15 protein-coding genes are annotated in these 18,103 nt (G+C 59.5%); 8 read left to right on the top strand and 7 right to left on the bottom strand.

What is annotated here, in order from left to right; genetic code table 11:
• Nucleotides 1–41: 41 nt before the first annotated feature.
• Nucleotides 42–1,403 (bottom strand): UDP-glucose/GDP-mannose dehydrogenase family protein, encoded by a 1,362-nt coding sequence (locus ALQ04_RS09010; protein ID WP_122315396.1) that lies wholly within the window; start codon nt 1,401–1,403, stop codon nt 42–44.
• A gap of 173 nt (nt 1,404–1,576) precedes the next feature.
• Between ALQ04_RS09010 and ALQ04_RS09015 the strand changes: the two genes are divergently transcribed.
• Nucleotides 1,577–1,858, top strand: a complete 282-nt coding sequence (locus ALQ04_RS09015; protein ID WP_025259914.1) for a hypothetical protein — start codon at nt 1,577–1,579, stop codon at nt 1,856–1,858.
• A 4-nt stretch (nt 1,859–1,862) separates the two neighbouring features.
• On the opposite strand, the gene ALQ04_RS09020 is transcribed toward ALQ04_RS09015, so the two are convergent.
• Nucleotides 1,863–2,216 carry a hypothetical protein gene (locus ALQ04_RS09020; RefSeq protein ID WP_122315397.1) on the bottom strand — a complete coding sequence of 118 codons (354 nt, stop codon included), beginning with the start codon at nt 2,214–2,216 and terminating at the stop codon, nt 1,863–1,865.
• A 169-nt stretch (nt 2,217–2,385) separates the two neighbouring features.
• On the opposite strand from ALQ04_RS09020, the gene ALQ04_RS09025 reads away from it, so the two are divergent.
• Together ALQ04_RS09025 and ALQ04_RS09030 are read left to right on the top strand one after the other, a co-directional pair.
• The gene (locus tag ALQ04_RS09025; RefSeq protein WP_122315398.1) at nt 2,386–2,691 is read left to right on the top strand and encodes a DUF1883 domain-containing protein; all 306 of its coding nucleotides are present in this window, start codon (nt 2,386–2,388) and stop codon (nt 2,689–2,691) included.
• Nucleotides 2,692–2,707: 16 nt separating this feature from the next.
• Nucleotides 2,708–2,887, top strand: coding sequence for a hypothetical protein (locus tag ALQ04_RS09030; RefSeq protein WP_122315399.1), 180 nt, complete (start codon nt 2,708–2,710; stop codon nt 2,885–2,887).
• 71 nt (nt 2,888–2,958) lie between these two features.
• On the opposite strand, the gene ALQ04_RS09035 is transcribed toward ALQ04_RS09030, so the two are convergent.
• The 4 genes from ALQ04_RS09035 to gnd all read right to left on the bottom strand — a co-directional run bounded on the left by ALQ04_RS09035 (nt 2,959) and on the right by gnd (nt 8,174).
• Nucleotides 2,959–4,788, bottom strand: a complete 1,830-nt coding sequence (locus ALQ04_RS09035) for a glycoside hydrolase family 15 protein (RefSeq protein WP_122315400.1) — start codon at nt 4,786–4,788, stop codon at nt 2,959–2,961.
• 80 nt (nt 4,789–4,868) lie between these two features.
• Nucleotides 4,869–5,675 carry an HAD family hydrolase gene (locus ALQ04_RS09040; RefSeq protein WP_122315401.1) on the bottom strand — a complete coding sequence of 269 codons (807 nt, stop codon included), beginning with the start codon at nt 5,673–5,675 and terminating at the stop codon, nt 4,869–4,871.
• Complete coding sequence (zwf, locus tag ALQ04_RS09045; RefSeq protein WP_122315402.1) at nt 5,668–7,200, bottom strand: glucose-6-phosphate dehydrogenase; 1,533 nt, start codon at nt 7,198–7,200, stop codon at nt 5,668–5,670. The genes ALQ04_RS09040 and zwf overlap by 8 nt, the downstream gene beginning before the upstream one ends.
• Nucleotides 7,200–8,174, bottom strand: coding sequence for a phosphogluconate dehydrogenase (NAD(+)-dependent, decarboxylating) (gene gnd / locus ALQ04_RS09050; RefSeq protein WP_122315403.1), 975 nt, complete (start codon nt 8,172–8,174; stop codon nt 7,200–7,202). The genes zwf and gnd overlap by 1 nt, the downstream gene beginning before the upstream one ends.
• Before the next feature lie 316 nt (nt 8,175–8,490).
• Between gnd and ALQ04_RS09055 the strand changes: the two genes are divergently transcribed.
• Nucleotides 8,491–8,664 (top strand): DUF6026 family protein, encoded by a 174-nt coding sequence (locus tag ALQ04_RS09055; protein ID WP_122315404.1) that lies wholly within the window; start codon nt 8,491–8,493, stop codon nt 8,662–8,664.
• A 71-nt stretch (nt 8,665–8,735) separates the two neighbouring features.
• Here the strand turns inward: ALQ04_RS09055 and ALQ04_RS09060 are convergent, their stop codons facing one another.
• Nucleotides 8,736–9,227, bottom strand: coding sequence for a GNAT family N-acetyltransferase (locus ALQ04_RS09060; protein ID WP_122315405.1), 492 nt, complete (start codon nt 9,225–9,227; stop codon nt 8,736–8,738).
• A 602-nt stretch (nt 9,228–9,829) separates the two neighbouring features.
• Here ALQ04_RS09060 and glgA point away from each other — a divergent pair.
• The 4 genes from glgA to ALQ04_RS09080 are packed head-to-tail and all read left to right on the top strand — an operon-like array spanning nt 9,830 to nt 18,102.
• A complete protein-coding gene (gene glgA, locus ALQ04_RS09065) occupies nt 9,830–11,422 on the top strand; it encodes a glycogen synthase GlgA (protein WP_122315406.1) in 1,593 nt (530 codons plus the stop codon).
• 17 nt (nt 11,423–11,439) lie between these two features.
• A complete protein-coding gene (gene treZ / locus ALQ04_RS09070) occupies nt 11,440–13,254 on the top strand; it encodes a malto-oligosyltrehalose trehalohydrolase (RefSeq protein WP_122315407.1) in 1,815 nt (604 codons plus the stop codon).
• Nucleotides 13,244–15,322, top strand: a complete 2,079-nt coding sequence (gene malQ, locus ALQ04_RS09075; protein ID WP_122315408.1) for a 4-alpha-glucanotransferase — start codon at nt 13,244–13,246, stop codon at nt 15,320–15,322. The genes treZ and malQ overlap by 11 nt, the downstream gene beginning before the upstream one ends.
• Nucleotides 15,319–18,102 (top strand): malto-oligosyltrehalose synthase, encoded by a 2,784-nt coding sequence (locus tag ALQ04_RS09080; RefSeq protein WP_122315409.1) that lies wholly within the window; start codon nt 15,319–15,321, stop codon nt 18,100–18,102. Before malQ ends, ALQ04_RS09080 begins: the two co-directional genes overlap by 4 nt.
• Nucleotide 18,103 lies beyond the last annotated feature (1 nt).

The raw sequence follows: 18,103 nt of genomic DNA on the forward strand, positions 1-18,103 counted from the left end.
AGTCCTTGGTAAGGGCTGTTGGTGTTAGCGGCGCAGTCTAATCAGGCGGCGGTCACCTTACAATGCCCCGCCACTGGCCGTCCGATGCCATGGTAGAGGAATCCGTGCGCAGATAGTTCCGCAAAATCGTAGATATTGCGTCCATCAAAGATCACCGGCATGCGCATCAGACCGCGCACCCGAATGAAGTCCGGCTGACGAAACTGCTTCCATTCGGTCAGCAGGACCACTGCATCTGCACCCTCGACACAGCTGTATAACGACTCGCTCAAGCGTAGCTGAGCACTTTGCACTGCGCCGCAATAATGTTCGGCCACTGGTCCCATGGCCGCAGGATCAGTGGCCTGCACCCTGGCACCGGCCGCCAGCAAGGCATCGATCAGCACCAGGCTGGGCGCCTCGCGAATATCGTCGGTGCCGGGCTTGAATGCCAGGCCCCACACGGCAATCGTCCGCCCTTGCAGGTAGCCACCAAAATGCTGGAGCAACGCCTGGAACAACCAGATCTTCTGCATGGCATTGCGCTGTTGCACGGCACGCAGGATCTGCGGCTCGAAGCCCTGCTGTTCGGCCGTGCGAATCAATGCCTGCACGTCCTTGGGAAAACACGAGCCGCCATAGCCACAACCGGCATAGATGAAATGCGTGCCGATGCGCTTGTCACTGCCGATGCCGCGCCGCACCTGCTCGATGTCCACACCCAGATGCGCACACAGGCCGGCCATTTCGTTGATAAAGGAAATCTTGGTCGCCAGAAAGGCATTGGCGGCGTACTTGCTGAACTCGGCAGCACGTACATCCATCACCAGGGCACGCTCGCGGTTGCGCAGGAACGGCGCGTACAAGCGCTGCAGCAGTTGCGCGGATTCCGGCTCGGCACAGCCCAGAATCACCCGGTCCGGGCGCATGAAATCCGCGATGGCAGCGCCTTCCTTGAGAAACTCGGGATTGCTCGCCACCGCGACACGGGCCGTGAGGCCACGTCGCGACATTTGTCCGTTGATGCGCAGCGCCACGGTTTCGGCGGTACCGACCGGCACCGTCGACTTGTTGACCACCAGACAGGCCCGAGCCAGGCAATGACCCAGTTGATCCGCGACCTTCAACACATGCGAGAGGTCCGCCGTGCCATCCTCGCTGGCGGGTGTACCCACCGCGATGAAAATGATCTCCGCCTGGCGTACGCCCTCTTCCAGGCTTGAGGTAAAACGCAACAAGCCACTGGCCTGCTGTTCCTTAAGCATGGGCTCCAGGCCCGGCTCGTAGATCGGGCATTCGCCGCGGCGCAAGGCGGCAATTCTCTGCAACCGGGTTTCGACACACACCACCTGATTGCCCATTTCGGCAAAGCAGGCCGCCGTTACCAGCCCTACGTATCCGGCACCGATTATGCATAGTCGCATGTGTCGCCTCTCCGCTCGGGTTTGCGACAATTGCAACGCAAACCGATTGCAGCACGGCGACAGACACATGACAGAAGAATTATCATGCAATTCATGGCGGAACGATGGCACTGCCGATCAGTCCAACCCCTGTACTGCACACTCTCCCCCAGCCTTATCTTGAAGCGAAAAACATGATCAGAGTTCTGTCCATTATTGCTGTACTGGGCCTGACTGGCTGCGCAACCGCATCCAACACGTACCTGAAGAATGGCAAGCAGGGCTTGAGCATCGACTGCTCGGGCGAAGCCATGTCATGGGCCAGTTGCTATGAAAAGGCCGACGCCTCCTGTGCCGGCACCGGCTACGAGATTGTCGGCACCGATGGCACGCCACGACCGGCAGAAAGCGAGAAAACCCTTGGCCTGGACGTAGGCAACTACAAGAGCCGCAGCGTACTGGTGGTCTGCAAGTAAGCCGTCAACCTGAAATACAGGCTTCGACTGCATGCTGCACATCCTTGAAACGCAGAGGCAGATTGGAAAGACGTTCGTAAACCTTGATGGTACTGCCTCCGGAGCGATTCTCGACAGAAACGACCGCTGCGGGGGCATTGCTGAGCTTTTGCGCAACGATGATACGCAAGCCATCGCGATGACGCTCAATGACCGGAGGATCGCGACTCTCGTCGATCTTGCCGATGAAGCAATCGGCATATTGTCGAGGCGTCTTGCCGGACATCACGTTCATGGTTGCGGGCGTATGCTCGATTTCTTCTACGGTGGCACATCCGCCCAGCGTTAGAAGAACCATGACTACAACGGCCAGTTTCATACAATCCCCTCCAGATTAAAGGTGCTACGACAAGCACAGGCGCGATTAGATCCCGACTGAGGCACTTTTTACCAGAAAGACTGCAATTAACAGCCAATCAACGTCAAATAGCCGGCCCCACATGCTATCGTTTTGATTTTTCAGAAAAAGCCCTGCTTCGGAGACACCCATGAAATTCGTACACCAGCGTGAGCACTTGAACGAGGACGACCTGGTCGTCATTGAATGCTCGCAAACGTGCAATATCCGCCTGATGAACGACGCAAACTTTCGCAGTTTCAAGAACGGCGGGCGCCACACCTATCACGGCGGTGCCTTCGACAAGTTCCCGGCCAAGATCGCTGCGCCGAGCACCGGTTTCTGGAATATCACCATCGATACCAGTGGCCGCAAGCCAAGCGCGAATGCGGGACACAAGCCGCAATTCACTCACTCGATCAAGATCGTCCGCCGCTCGACCTCGCGCCTGAGCTGATGCCCAAGGAGTCACTGTGAACAACCCTGCCCCTACAACCAAATACGCCGTCAGCTACAAACTCAATGGCGAGCGCCGCTTCGAGTTCGCGCAACTGCAATCCGCTTCGGTAGAAGAAGCCAGGGCCGCACTGGAAAAGATGCACGGCCAGGGCGATGACCAGATCACCGACGTGAAAGTCAGCAAGGCTCTCTAACCCTAGCAGGTTCCTCTGCCTCAAGATCTCCACTTATCGTGGCGACCTGAGGCACAGAGGAGATCAGAAACTCACGAAGACGCTTCGGCAGCCGCCTTGAAGCCACAGGATGTACGCGCCTTGAGCGGGCACTCCGCCCGATGCAGGTTCAGCGCAGTGTTGATGATGCCGATATGGCTGAATGCCTGGGGGAAATTGCCCAGCATGTGCTTGCCTTTCGGCTCGTACTGTTCAGCCAGCAGGCCAACGTCATTACACAGACCGCACAGACGGTCGAACAACTCTCTGGCTTCCTGCTTGCGCCCTTGCAGCACATAGACATCGGCCAGCCAGAACGAACACACCAGGAAGGTCCCTTCAAGCCCTGATACACCATCGTCACTGCGATCGTTGTCATAGCGCAGCAACAGACCATCCTGCATCAGGGTCTGCTCGATCTGCTCTACGGTGGCCACCACTCGCGGGTCATTGGCAGGCAGAAACCCGGTCAGGGCGATTTGCAGCAGGCTGGCGTCCATTTCGGTAGCGCCATAGGTCTGCACGAAGCAGCCCAGTTGCGGGTTGAAACCATTGCGACAGACATCGGCATGAATCTGATCCGCCACATCGCGATAATGCTGCGCCAGGGCGCGATCCTCATCCGTCACCGCGACCTGGGCAACCTGCGTGGCATTGCGGTCGAAAGCGACCCAGGCCATGACCTTGGAATGGGTAAAATGCCGCGGCTCGGAACGAATTTCCCAGATACCGGCATCCGGCAGATGCCAGACCGTTTCCAGGAACGGCATCACCACCCTGGAAATCGCAAGGCTGCGCGGGTGTGGCGGCATCCCGCCATTGAGCGCCTGAATCATCGCATCGGCGACTTCGCCGTAGACATCCAGTTGCCGCTGGGTCGCAGCCGCGTTACCGATGCGCACCGGCTTCGAGCCTTTGTAGCCGCTCAAGGGCACTTCATATTCCAGCAGCCGCCGCTCACCGCCCAGGCCATACATGATCTGTATCTGCTCGGGATTGCCCGCAACCGAACGCAGCAGCCAGTCACGCCACCGGGTCGCCTCCTCGAAATACCCCAGGTTCATGAATGCCAGCAGTGTCATGGTTGCATCGCGCAACCAGCAATACCGATAGTCCCAATTGCGCTCACCGCCCAACTCTTCGGGCAGCGAGGTGGTCACGGCAGCGACGATACCGCCAGTGGGTTGATAGGTCATGGCCTTGAGCGTGATCAGCGAGCGCTTGACCTGCGCGGTCCATGGACCGACATCGGGGCAGCGCTCGGAAAACTCTCGCCAGTAGGCTTCGGTATCCAGCAGCGCCTGCTCGGCGTCGATGTCAGGAAGTATGGGTTCATATGACGGCTGGTAAGCGAGGGTGAACACCCTGCGCTCGCCGGCAGCCACGTGAAAATCACTGCCGGTGTGATGGTCATGCGGCTGCAGGGAAACCGGACTGCGCAACACGAGCATTTCCGGCCCCGCCACGGCGGTCAGGGTGTGCGGGTCTTTTTTCTCGACCCACGGCACCGTACTGCCGTAATCGAAGCGAATCGCAAGGTCCATGCTGAAGCGCACCCGCCCCTCCAGACCGACCACGATCCGCACGACCCGGTTATCGCCGCCCATGGGCATGAAATCAATCAGTACCGCCCGCCCGTTCGGCGTACTGAACAAGGTTTCCAGAACCAGGGTTCCCTCGCTGTAACGCCGCTCGACAGAGGTGATTTCTTCCCCCGGCGCGATCTTCCAGCGGCCGTTATCGCTGTCGCCCAGCAATGCCGCGAAACAGGCAGGTGCATCGAAACGCGGGAAACACAGCCAGTCCAGCGAGCCATTTCGGGCAACCAGTGCGGCTGTCCGGCAGTTACCCAGCAATGCGTAGTCTTCAATCAGTGCAGCCATTCGAGAATGTCCGTCCTTTTCGTGAAGCCGCGCCTGAAACCACTGCGATCGGTCGTGCTGCATTGAAAGCAGCAGATGCCTCAGCGCGGCAAGATGTAACGGTCGATGGCAAGCGCCACGCCGTCCTGCAGGTTGCTCTCGGTAACATGATCGGCCTGCCCTTGTACGCTGGCATCGGCCTGCCCCATGGCAATCGATAATCCGGCACGCTGGAACATGGCGACATCATTGCCGCCATCGCCAATAGCGGCGGTATGCACAAGCTCCACGCCCAGATACTCGGCCAGGGTCGCCAGGGCCGCGCCCTTGTTGGCGGCCACTGCCGTGACGTCGAGGTAATAAGACTGGGAGCGCGCCGCCAGAGCACGCCCCTCGATAAGCGGGTTGAGACGGTTTTCCAGTACTTCCAGCAAGGCGAAGTCCGTACTGGAGGCAACGATCTTGTCGATTCGATCCAGGTACGGCTCGAAACTCTCCACCACCAGCGGCTCGTAGCCCAGCGCATGGCGCTCGTGATCGACGTAGGCGCCGTCAGGATCGAGCAACAGCCATTGATCATCGGCAAATACCCAGATCGCTACCTGCTCAGCGGCAAACAGCTCCAGACACGTGCGCGCAGCCTGTGGGTCGATGCGCCAGGCCGCCAGCAGGCTGCCGTCAGGATGAGTAATAGTGCCGCCGTTGAAGCCCGCCGTCGGCAGGTCGACGCCCAGGGCCTCGATCACATGGCGCATGGCCCGTGGCGGTCGGCTGCTGGCCACGGTGAAATGGATGCCCGCATCGCGCAATCGCCGTACCGCATCGACAGTGGCCGGGGCAAGACTGTGATCGGGTCGCAGCAAGGTGCCGTCGATATCGGACATCATGAAGCGCACGGGATCAGTCATCGATCTGGCGCCATTCACGCCCATCGCGTGCCAACAGGTCTTGTGCGCTAGCTGGCCCGTCCTCGCCTGCCTTGTATGCCTGCACTTGCGGCTGGTCGGCCCAGGCATCGAGGAACGGCTGCACGGCGCGCCAGCCATTTTCGATATTGTCGGCCCGCTGGAACAGCGTCTGGTCGCCGGTCAGACAGTCGTAGATCAGGGTTTCGTAGCCGGTCGACGGCTGCATCTCGAAAAAGTCCTTGTAAGCGAAACCCAGCTCGATGTCTTCCATGTCCAGCGTCGGTCCCGGACGCTTGGCAAACAGATCGAACCAGATACCTTCGTTCGGCTGGATCTGGATTCTCAGATAATTGGGCTTGAGCCGGTCGACCTCGGTATCCCGAAACTGGGCATAAGGCGCAGGCTTGAAGCAGATGGCGATTTCGGTGTCACGCGAACTCATGCGCTTGCCGGTGCGCAGATAGAACGGCACACCGACCCAACGCCAGTTGTCGATCATGACCTTGAGGGCGACATAGGTTTCGGTGGTGCTGTCGGCGGCAACCCGCTCTTCCTCGCGATAGCCGACAACTTCGCGATCACCCATGTGGCCCCGGGTGTACTGGCCACGCACCGAGTTGGCCAGCGCCTCTTGCTTGCTCCATGGCCGGATCGCGCCAACGACCTTGGCTTTCTCGCCACGCACCGCATCCGCACCGAAGGCCGCGGGCGGTTCCATGGCAACCATGGCCAGCAGTTGAAACAGGTGATTGGGCACCATGTCGCGCAATGCGCCGGTGTTTTCATAGAAGCTGCCGCGGGTTTCGACACCCACGGTTTCAGCCGCAGTAATCTGTACGTGATCGATGTAATGGTTGTTCCAGAACGACTCGAAAAACGCATTGGAGAAACGGCTGACCAGAATGTTCTGCACCGTTTCCTTGCCCAGGTAATGGTCGATGCGATAGATCTGCTTCTCGTTCATGACCTTGAGCAGGCAGGCATTGAGCTCCACCGCACTGGCCAGATCAGAGCCGAACGGTTTTTCAATGACCACTCGGCGAAATGCGCCATCGGCTTCTTTCAGCAAGCCGGAAGAACCGAGCCGCGAGGCCACCTCACTGAAAAAGCGTGGTGCCGTGGCAAGATAGAAAACTGCATTGGCCGTGCCACTGCTTTCGATCTTGCCGGCGATATCCTGATAGGTCGAATCGTCGAGAAAATCACCCTGCACATAGCTGATGCGCTTGGCCACCTTGCCCCAAAGCTCGGGGTCAAGGGCCGCCGCACCCTCTCCGGCCACCTTGCCGGCAGCCTCGTCGCGGATGAAGTTCTCAAGTTTTTTGGCAAAGTCGGTGTCGCTGATCGCATTGTGATCGACACCGACAATGTGCAGCCCTTCGTCCACCAGACCGTCACGCGCCAGGTTGTAAAGCGCCGGCATCAGCAGACGCTTTACCAGATCGCCATGAGCACCGAACAGAAACAGTGTCGTAGCCGGAGCGACCTCAGCCTTGTGTGCGGACTTGCCGCGTGACAGGCCCATTACTTGGTTTCCTTGTGGCCACCGAAACCAAAGCGCATGGCCGAGAGCATCTTGTCAGCGTAGGAACTGGTCTGACGCGAGCGGAAGCGTGCAAACAGCGCGCTGGACAGTACAGGGACCGGCACGGCCTGCTCGATGGCAGCCTCGATGGTCCAGCGACCTTCGCCGCTGTCGGCTACGGAGCCGGAGAATGCGTCCAGATCCGGATCGGTCGCCAGGGCATCGGCGGTCAGGTCCAGCAGCCAGGACGAAACCACGCTGCCACGACGCCAGACTTCGGCGATATCGGCAGTGTTGAGGTCGAAACGCTGCTCGGGCGGCAAGTGCTCGGAGTTCTTCTGCTTGAGAAGATCGAAGCCTTCGGCAAAGGCCTGCATCATTCCGTATTCGATACCGTTGTGGATCATTTTCACGAAATGACCGGAACCGGCAGGACCGGAATGGATGTAGCCACGCTCGGCACGGTCATCGCTGGAGTTGCGATCACGGGTCCGCTCTATGGAGCCCAGGCCCGGAGCCAGGGTCGCGAACAACGGGTCCAGGCGCTCGACGACAGCGCTTTCGCCACCGATCATCATGCAATAACCACGCTCCAGTCCCCAGACGCCACCGGAAGTACCGACGTCGATGTAGTGCAGGCCTTTCTCGGTCAGTTCCTGGGCACGACGAATGTCGTCCTTATAGAAGGTGTTGCCGCCATCGATGATCACATCGTCGGCTTCAAGCAACTGGCTCAGGACCTGAATGGTTTCTTCGGTCGGAGCTCCGGCCGGGAGCATTACCCAGACAGCACGTGGTTTCTCAAGTGCAGCTACCAGTGACGCGAGGTCGTCGGCAGCCGTCGAACCTTCGTTGGCCAGGGCATTGCGCGATGCTTCGTCGCGGTCATAGACCACAGTGGTATGGCCATCGAGCATCAATCGCCGTGCAATATTGCCGCCCATGCGGCCCAGCCCAACAATCCCAAGTTGCATGAAAAGGTGCTCCTCAATCTGTAAAAAGGTGCCTCACTTTCTCGAATCCAGCGCTTGATTCAGTGACACATGCTGGTTAGTCAAGAAAGCTCTGGCATCGGTTCCCCAAGTGGGGACAACGGCATTTCTGCAAGCCCGATAGTGCATTTTGTCGTTAACGGGAAAGGTTCGCGACAATTAAAAATAAAAAAGTTCCAATTTTGCGCAAAAGAAATCAAAATCGGAGCCGATAGAGAGACAAGCAGTGGCGATTCAGGGAACGATTGTCAATGCAGAGGTCTTTCCGACGTTGAATCCGCCATTTGCGAGGTGAGCAATGGGCACTGTACTACCAGCACTTGCACCACAAACCCTGTACGTCACTATCCGTCGCGACGAACTGCGCGCACTGAAAGAAGAGCGTGAGCAGTTACTGAGCAAAGTCGCTCAATTGAGCATGCTCCTGCAACAAGCCCAGCTGGCCGGTCCCGGTACAGCACTGCAAGCTTGATCCCACCCTGCTTCACTCTTTCCTGACCGCAAAGTGGCAAGCCTGATCTACGGCTTGCCCACCAACGTTCCTTAAAGCGTTTTCTGCCAGAACATCGCACGGCCCATTTCCGGGTCCAGCTGATAACCGCCAAAGCCCTGCTTTTCGTAGACGCTCTGCGCTGTCTTGTTACCTTCCAGCACTTCCATTGTCAGCTTGCAGCAGCCGCGCTGCCGGGCAATTTCCTCGACCTTGGCCAGCATCTTCTGACAAATGCCCCGACCCCGATATTCGGAAAGCACCACGACATCGTGGATATTCACCAGCGGGCGACAGGCAAAGGTCGAAAACCCTTCAAAGCAGTTGACCAGCCCTACCGGCTCGCCCGCTATAAAAGCCAGCACACTGAAAGCATGAGGTCGCTTGGCCAGTTCACTTGCCAGTTGCTGACGGATATCGGCCGGCAGTGACTCGCCACCGCCCATTGAATCTTCGGCATAGTGATTCAAGACGAAACCAATCGCATCGGCATGCACCTGATTGGTATAGCTCGCTTGTAGTACCAACACCTCTGGGGCTTCCATTTCCAACCTCTTCAATACGTCACACAATTTGATTCGACAAGGCAAGCACGCGCAAAGGCAAGCCAAAAGAGAACCGATTCTATCGCGCCTTACCGCAAAATGTTCTAGCCGGAACGTAGGAAATTTCCTCAGACGCTCAAAGATAAAACGCTTCATGCACCCGGAAGAGGCAGGAAGGCGTTTTCAGACCGGAAAAATGCTCCCAATCGTGGCATCTGTCGGGCAATTTTGCGAAATCAGAACTGCCTGGCGGGCAATCCGACGACCGGTCATCGGCGCCTTTTGCGCGCCCAATATTCGCACCAAAAAGACGCGCCCTTGCCTCATCGGGCTTCCAGGGCCCCAGCGTTATCGACGCCTGACGCCCATGCCAGACATTTCGCCATAAAAAAGTCGAAACTTCTCCAAAACGGGCGGGTCATCTTCTTGGAGCGCCTATGCTATTGGCTGACCAATAGGCATCGGTTCTCAGCACCATGCTCTATCCACTGCGCAAAGCATAAACAGGTACTGATCTTGCGTAGTGCAATGTCGTCAGCCATAGGAAATGGCTCATAAAAAAGTCAAATGCCGCACCAACACAAGTTGAATTGGAGAAAACGATGATTAGCGCCGCGGTCAAAACCCAGAAGGGAGAGAGTTTTAATCAGCTGGCCAACGAGCTGACTCATCTACCGTCCTTTGCTCCAAACACTGCTCCACAGCTGCAGCTGCCTACATCAACTGCCCAACCCATGATCTCTCCGGTCAACAGGCGCAAAGTGCTGTTCGTGACCTCCGAACTGGCCGATCTGGTGAAAACCGGCGGGCTGGGCGATGTTTCTGCTGCCCTGCCACGGGCAATGCGTCACCTGCATGATGTGCGGGTCCTGATCCCTGGCTATCCGCAAGTGCTCAACAGTGGCAACCCGATCCATGTGATCAGCGAACTGGGAGGCTATGCCGCCCTGCCCGCCTGCAAGATCGGCCGCATGGACATGAAGGATGGCCTGGTCATCTACGTGCTGATCTGCCCTGAGCTTTACGAGCGTGAAGGCACGCCTTATGGCGACGCCAACGGTCGTGACTGGTCCGATAACCACATCCGCTTTGCCCGATTGGGTCTGGCGGCAGCCGATTTCGCCGCAGGTGCCGTGAAAAGCCAGTGGTCCCCTGAGCTGGTTCACGCCCACGACTGGCCAGCCGGCCTGGCTCCGGCCTACATGCGCTGGCGCGGACAGACGACACCGAGCATTTTCACCATTCACAACCTGGCTTATCAGGGCACGGTGAGTACGGCGTCGCGCCGTGAGCTGGGAATTCCCGATGAAGCCTTGAGCAGCAACGGCATGGAGTTCTACGGCAAGCTGTCATTTATCAAGGCCGGCATGGCCTACGCCAGCCATATCACCACCGTCAGCGCGACCTATGCCAAGGAAATCACCACCCCCGATTTTGGCTGCGGCCTGGAAGGTTTCCTGCAAAGCAAGGCAGACAAGGGCCAGCTCAGCGGTATCCCGAACGGCATCGACGCCAGCTGGGATTCCAGCACCGACGAACATCTGATCTGCCATTTCGCGCCCAACGAATGGCTGCGCAAGGAAATCAACGCCGACTATGTTCGTGAACTGTTCAAGCTGGATCCTTCGACCGGCCCGCTGTTCGCTGTGGTTTCGCGACTGGTGTACCAGAAGGGTCTGGACCTGACCATTGGCGTAGCCGAGCACATCGTCAATCAGGGTGGGCAAATCGCGATCATCGGTCGTGGCGAGCCTGAGGAAGAAGACGCCATGCGTGCCCTGGCCGAGCGCTTCCCGGGCCGCATCAGCGTCCGGGTCGGCTTCAACGAGACCGACGCCCGCCGCATGTTCGCCGGCAGCGATTTCCTGTTGATGCCTTCGCGCTACGAGCCTTGCGGCCTGAGCCAGATGTACGCCCAGCGCTTTGGCTCACTGCCGGTGGCGCGCAATACCGGCGGCCTGGCGGACACCATCGAAGACGGTGTAACCGGTTTCCTGTTCGATGACTCGACCGTGGAAAGCTACACCGAAGCCCTGAACCGTGCCTTCAAGGTCTTCGCCAACCCAGGGCTGCTCAATGCCATGCGTTGCCGGGCCATGGCTGCGCCGTTCAACTGGCAACAGGCTGTCGAACCCTATGCCGAGCTCTATCAGGATCTGCTGAAAAAGAATGCAGGTGTGTCGACTTACTATTGAGGGGAAGGGGTCACTGGATGCTTGTGCGTACAGAAGAAAGTTGGTGCCACGGTGCAGTTTTGTTGGACCCCGAACATACCCGGTTCGCCCTCTGGGCACCGGATGCCCAGGATGTAAGCGTTGAACTGGATGATGGTCAGTCGCTGGCCATGCAAGCACAGCAACAAGGCTGGTTCGTTGTCGAGGCCCGCTGCAAAGCGGGCACTCGCTATCGCTACCGGATCGACAAGGACCTGCAGGTTCCCGATCCGGCCTCCCGCGCTCAGGTCGACGACGTGCACTCACAAAGCATCGTGGTCGACCCTCAGGCTTATCAGTGGCAACACAATGACTGGAAAGGTCGCCCGTGGCATGAAGCGGTCATCCAGGAGTTGCATGTCGGCACACTGGGCGGCTATGCCGCGGTGGAGACACACCTGGCAAGACTCGCGGAACTTGGGATCACCGCCATCGAACTGATGCCGCTGGCGCAATTCCCCGGTGATCGCAACTGGGGTTACGACGGAGTGCTGCCTTATGCGCCGCAGTCATCCTACGGCACGCCGGAACAGCTCAAGCACCTGATCGACACGGCCCACGGCCATGGCCTGATGGTGATTCTGGATGTGGTCTACAACCACTTCGGCCCGGACGGCAACTATCTGGGTTGCTACGCCAGGGAGTTCTTCCGCAGCGACGTGAAAACGCCCTGGGGCGATGCCATTGATTTTCGTCGTCCGGAAGTTCGCGACTACTTCATCGACAATGCCTTGATGTGGCTGCTCGAATACCGTTTCGATGGTTTGCGCCTGGATGCGGTACATGCCATCAAGGACGAGACCTTTCTGCCCGAGTTCGCCCAGCGTGTGCGGCAACGCATTGCCAAGGACCGCCATGTGTGGCTCAACCTGGAAAACGAATTCAATCAGGCTGCATTGCTTGAACAAGGCTTCGATGCGCAGTGGAACGATGACGGGCATAACACCCTGCATGTCCTGCTGACCGGCGAAACCGATGCCTATTACTCAGACTTCGCTCAGGAGCCGACGCAAAAGCTGGCGCGCCTGCTGAGCGAGGGGTTCGTCTATCAGGGCGAGGCAACCCGCCAGGGCCACAAGCGGGGCGAGCCCAGTGGGCATCTGGAACCCGGGGCGTTCATCCTGTTCCTGCAGAATCACGATCAGATCGGCAATCGCGCCATGGGCGAACGCCTGCCACAGCTCTGCCCTGCCCCGGCGCTCAAGGCTGCCACGGCGCTGCTTCTGCTGTCGCCGATGATCCCGCTGATGTTCATGGGCGATGAGTGGGCGGCAAGCGAGCCTTTTCTGTTCTTCACCAGCCACCACGGTGAACTCGCCGACGCCGTGCGCGAAGGACGACGCAGCGAGTTTGCCGACTTCGCCGCCTTTGCAGACGAGGAACGCCGGGAACATATCCCCGACCCCAACGACCCGCAGACCTTTGCCGCTTCACGCCCGGCATTCGATGCAATCGAGCTGGAAACCGACAAAGGCAACGACCATCGCAACTGGCTCGAACTCTATCGACATCTGTTGAGTATCCGTCATGAGCAGATCATCCCGCGCCTGCCGGGTACCCGTGCATTGGGTTGCGAAGTGCTGGGCGATGCGGCAGTCAGCGCCCGCTGGCGCATGGGCGACGGCAGTGTCCTGCGTATCGATCTGAATCTCGCCGAACATCCGGTAGTGGCGCCCGATCGGGATGACGCTACGCTTCTGTTTTCCAGCCTGCCAAATCCGATAGAACTTTCCAGTCGAGGGACCCTCAATCCTTACACGGCCATTGTCAGCCTGACAGCAAGTGATGTTCTGGAGGAACAGGATGAGCAATGAGCAATTGGAAAGACTGGCCAGTGAAGCAGGCTTGTCGGTGCACTGGGTCGATGCCAACGCTCGCCCGCAGACAGTCAGCCCCCAGGTATTACGCAAGGTTCTTGAAGCTCTCGGCCATCGCGCTGACAGCAGCGAGGCCATCGACGCCAGCCTGCTGCAATTGCAGAACGCCCTGCACGGCGCCAGCCCTCCGCCGCTGCTGACTGCCGACCATGGCAGCAATCTGGACCTGTCGGCCTGGTTCGAGCCGCAGACTCCTTTCGTGCTGCACCTGGAAGATGGTTCAAGACTGGCTGCGCACCTGACCGACAATGCAGAGTTGCCAGGCCTGGCAACCATCGGCTATCAGCAACTGGAAATTGCCGGTCAGCACCTGACCATTGCTGTCGCGCCAAAGACCTGCTTCAGCATGGCCATGGCGACCGATGTGCCGACGCCCCGGGCCTGGGGCCTGACCGTACAGCTCTACGGCCTGCGCCGCGAAGGCGATGGCGGATTTGGCGACACTCAGGCTCTTGAGGCGCTGGTGCGCTCGGCAGGCGAGCGCGGTGCCGATGCCCTGGCGATCAGCCCGATACACGCCATGTTCGCCAGCGACCCGCAGCGTTACAGCCCTTATTCGCCTTCCAGCCGCCTGTTTCTCAACAGCCTCTACGCATCGCCGGGCATGATCCTTGGCGAACGTGCCTGGCGCCAGGCCATTGAAGACGCCGGCGTCAGTGACGAATTCAAGCGCCTGGAAGACCTGCAACTGATCGACTGGCCCGCAGCAGCCACTGCCAAGTGGAAAGCCTTTCACGCGCTGTATGAAACCTTCAGCAGCGGCGCTCATCCGCTGCATGAAGACTTCAACAGCTTCCGTCATGCGGGCGGTGAAGCGCTGGAAAACCATTGCCGCTTTGAAGCCCTGCGCGCCGAATGCCCGAAGATGGGTATCAGCGACAACTGGCATGAATGGCCCGAAGAGCTGAAAAACCCGCGCAGCGACACCATCGCCCGCTTTGCCGCCGAACATGGCCCGCAGATCAGTTTTCATGCCTTTGCCCAGTGGCTGATTGCCCGCAGCCTGGAGCGCGCGCAAGTCGCCGCACGCAGCAGCGGCATGCGCGTCGGCCTGATCGCCGACCTCGCGGTGGGTGCGGACGGTGCCGGAAGCCAGGCCTGGAGCCGCCAGGACGAACTGCTCTCGGCACTGACCGTTGGCGCACCGCCGGATATTCTCAATCGCTCCGGACAGAGCTGGGGCATCTCGGCTTTTTCTCCCGAAGGCCTGAAACGCAATGGCTTTCGTGCATTCATCGAGATGCTGCGCGCCAACTTCGCGCATGCCGGCGGCTTGCGGATCGACCATGTAATGGGCCTGCAACGCCTCTGGGTCGTGCCACTGGGCTCACCGCCCAGCGAAGGCGCCTACCTCAACTATCCGCTGGACGACATGCTGCGTCTGCTGAGCCTCGAATCCTGGCGGCACAAGGCAATCGTGCTGGGTGAAGACTTGGGCACAGTGCCCGAAGGCATGCATGACAAACTCTCGGCGCGCGCGATTCTGGGCATGCGCGTGTTGCTGTTCGAGCAAAACAACGGCCACTTCAGACCCATTCTGGACTGGTCGGATCAGGCTCTGGCTACCACCAGTACCCACGACTTGCCGACCCTGACCGGCTGGCTGAGCGAGCTGGATATCGAATGGAATGCCCGCCTGGGCCATATCGACGAACAGAGCGAACGTCATTGGCGCGAGGAACGTGCCCGTGAGTACGACGGCCTGCGTCGCGCCCTGAGCCAAAACAACGACAACCTGCCCGCCGACACCGATGATTTCACCCGGATCATCGATGCCAGCATCCGTTATCTGGGCCACACCCGCGCACCGCTGGTGTTGCTGCCCATGGAGGATGCCTTGGGGGTTCACGAACAGGCCAACCTGCCCGGCACCATCGACAGTCATCCCAACTGGCGGCGGCGCTTCAGTGCCAACAGTGCCACCTTGCTCGACCATGAAGACGCTGCACGACGGCTGGAGCTGCTGTCCCAATCCCGGCTGCAGGCTGCGGAGCGTGACCGATGAGCAATGCACTCAAGCCATTGCGGGCGACTCAACGCCTGCAGTTTCACAAGGACTTCACCCTCGACGACGCAATACCCCTGGTGCCCTACTTCGCCAGACTGGGCATCAGTCATATTTATGCATCCCCGCTGCTCAAGGCGCGTGCCGACTCAATGCACGGCTACGATGTGGTCGACCCGACCATCATCAACCCGCAACTGGGCGGCGAACCGGCGCTGCGTCGTCTGGTCGAAACCTTGCGCGCCCATGGCATGGGCCTGATCCTCGATATCGTGTCCAACCACATGGCCGTCGGCGGCGCGGACAATCCCTGGTGGCTCGACCTGCTGGAGTGGGGACGCGGCAGTCCTTACGCCAGCTTCTTCGATATCCAGTGGGACTCGCCCGACCCGTTGCTCGAAGGCCAGTTGCTGCTGCCGTTCCTGAGCAGTGACTATGGCTCGGTGCTGCAGGCCGGGGAAATTCCGTTGCGTTTCGATGCGCAGCACGGCTCGTTTCATATCGAACACTACCAGCATCATTTTCCGGTCACGCCCCCCACCTACGGTCCCTTGTTGCATGCCAGCGGGCATCCGCAACTGACCGAGCTGGGCCAGCGCTTTTCGGCATTGAAACAGTATCCCCAGGCCTATGAACGGGCGCGTCAGGCTCGGGCGGAACTGGCGGAACTGGCCAGAGATCCCGAGATACTGCACGCCATCGAACGCGGGCTGGCGCAGTTCGACTCGCGGCAGAGCGAAGGTTTCGAGCGCCTGCATCACCTGCTGGAGCGCCAGCATTATCGACTGGCAAGCTGGCGCACCGCTGGCGACGACATCAACTGGCGGCGCTTCTTCGACATCAACGAACTGGGCGGCCTGCGCGTCGAGCGGCCAATGGTTTTCGAGGCCACCCACGGCAAGATTTTCCAGCTGATCGAAGAAGGTCTGGTGGACGGCCTGCGCATCGACCATATCGACGGGCTGGCCGACCCACGCGGCTATGGACGCAAACTGCATCGCCGGGTCAAGGGACTGCTGAAGCAGCGTCCTGAACATGCGCAACTGGAACACCTGCCGATTTTCGTCGAGAAGATTCTCGGGCCCGATGAAGCACTGCGCGATGACTGGAGCGTGGACGGTACCACCGGCTACGAGTTCATGAATCAGGTGTCCCTGCTGCAACACGACCCCAAGGGCCAGGCACCGCTGAGCGAACTCTGGAGCCGCCTGAGCGAGCGCAGCGCGGATTTCGATCAGGAGGTGCTGATAGCACGTGACCTGGTGCTGCACGGTACGCTTGCCGGAGACTTCGAGAATGTCGCCCAGGCGCTGCTGCAAGTGGCGCGCAGTGACCTGATGAGTCGCGACCTGACCCTCGGCGCCATTCGCCGGGCGCTGCTGGCACTGGTGGTGAATTTCCCGATCTACCGTACCTATATCAGCGTCTGCGGACGCTCGGCAGAAGACGATCGTTTCTTCCAGCAAGCCATGCAGGGCGCACGCAACACCCTCAACGAAGGCGACTGGCCGGTGCTGGATTACCTGCAACGCTGGCTGGGTGGTCAACCTTGGCGCAAACTGCCTCGCGGCCGCCTGCGCGACCTGCACCGCAAAGCTTGCGTACGCTTTCAGCAACTGACTTCACCGGTTGCGGCTAAGTCCGTGGAAGACACGGCTTTTTATCGCTCGGCAGTGCTGTTGTCGCGCAATGATGTGGGCTTTCATCCGCAGCATTTCAGTGCTCCGGTGGAAGACTTTCATCAGGCGTGTCTGCAACGCCGGGAAAAATTCGCCAATAACCTGCTGGCCACCGCCACCCACGATCACAAGCGCGGTGAAGACACCCGAACACGGCTGGCGGTACTCAGTGAATGTGCAGGCTGGTATGCCGAACAGGTAGAGCGCTGGCGCCAGTTGGCGGTCCCGCTCAAGGGCGAGGAGCCGACCATCAGTGCCGGCGACGAACTGATGCTCTACCAGGCCTTGCTGGGCAGTTGGCCGCTGGAGATGGAAAGCGGCCAGGCCTACGAAGATTATTCCCAACGCATGCTGCAGTGGCAGGAAAAAGCCCTTCGCGAGGCCAAACTGCAAAGTAGCTGGGGCGCGCCCAATCAGGCCTATGAAGGCGCTTGCCGAGAATTCCTGAAACGTCTGCTGCTGGCTCCCGAAGCCCTGGCGCTACGCCAGTCGCTGGGCGCCACTGCCAACCGGATTGCCGCAGCAGGAGCCCTGAACAGCCTGACGCAAACCCTGCTGCGCCTGACTGTACCGGGTGTCCCCGATCTGTATCAGGGCACCGAGTTCTGGGACTTCAGCCTGGTGGATCCTGACAACCGCCGCCCGGTGGACTACATCGCCCGCCAGGACGCCCTGGCCGAGCCTGCCGAAGTGAGCGAACTGCTGGATCAGTGGCAGGACGGCAGGATCAAGCAAACGCTGATCGCCCGGGCGCTGAATCTGCGCGCCGAGCATTCGAGTCTGTTCAGTCACGGGGAGTATCTGCCCCTGCAAGTGGCTGGCAGTCACGCCGAGCATGTCGTGGCTTTCGCTCGTATATGGGAGGGCGAGCGCGCCATCGTCGTGGTTCCACGCACAAGCAGTGAACTATTGGGCACTGCGCAAACTCCATTCATTAATGCTGCCAATTGGGGCGATACACGAATCATTCTGCCGTTCGCTGATTCACCACCACACTGGAAGGGCCTCTTTTCTGACGTCGTAGTGACCAATGACAGGGAAATACAGCTCAGTGCAGCGCTCAAGGAATTTTCTGTAAACCTGCTTATTCAAACTATGTAAT

This window comes from Pseudomonas cichorii, from assembly GCF_003700275.1.
Classification (GTDB): domain Bacteria; phylum Pseudomonadota; class Gammaproteobacteria; order Pseudomonadales; family Pseudomonadaceae; genus Aquipseudomonas; species Aquipseudomonas cichorii_B.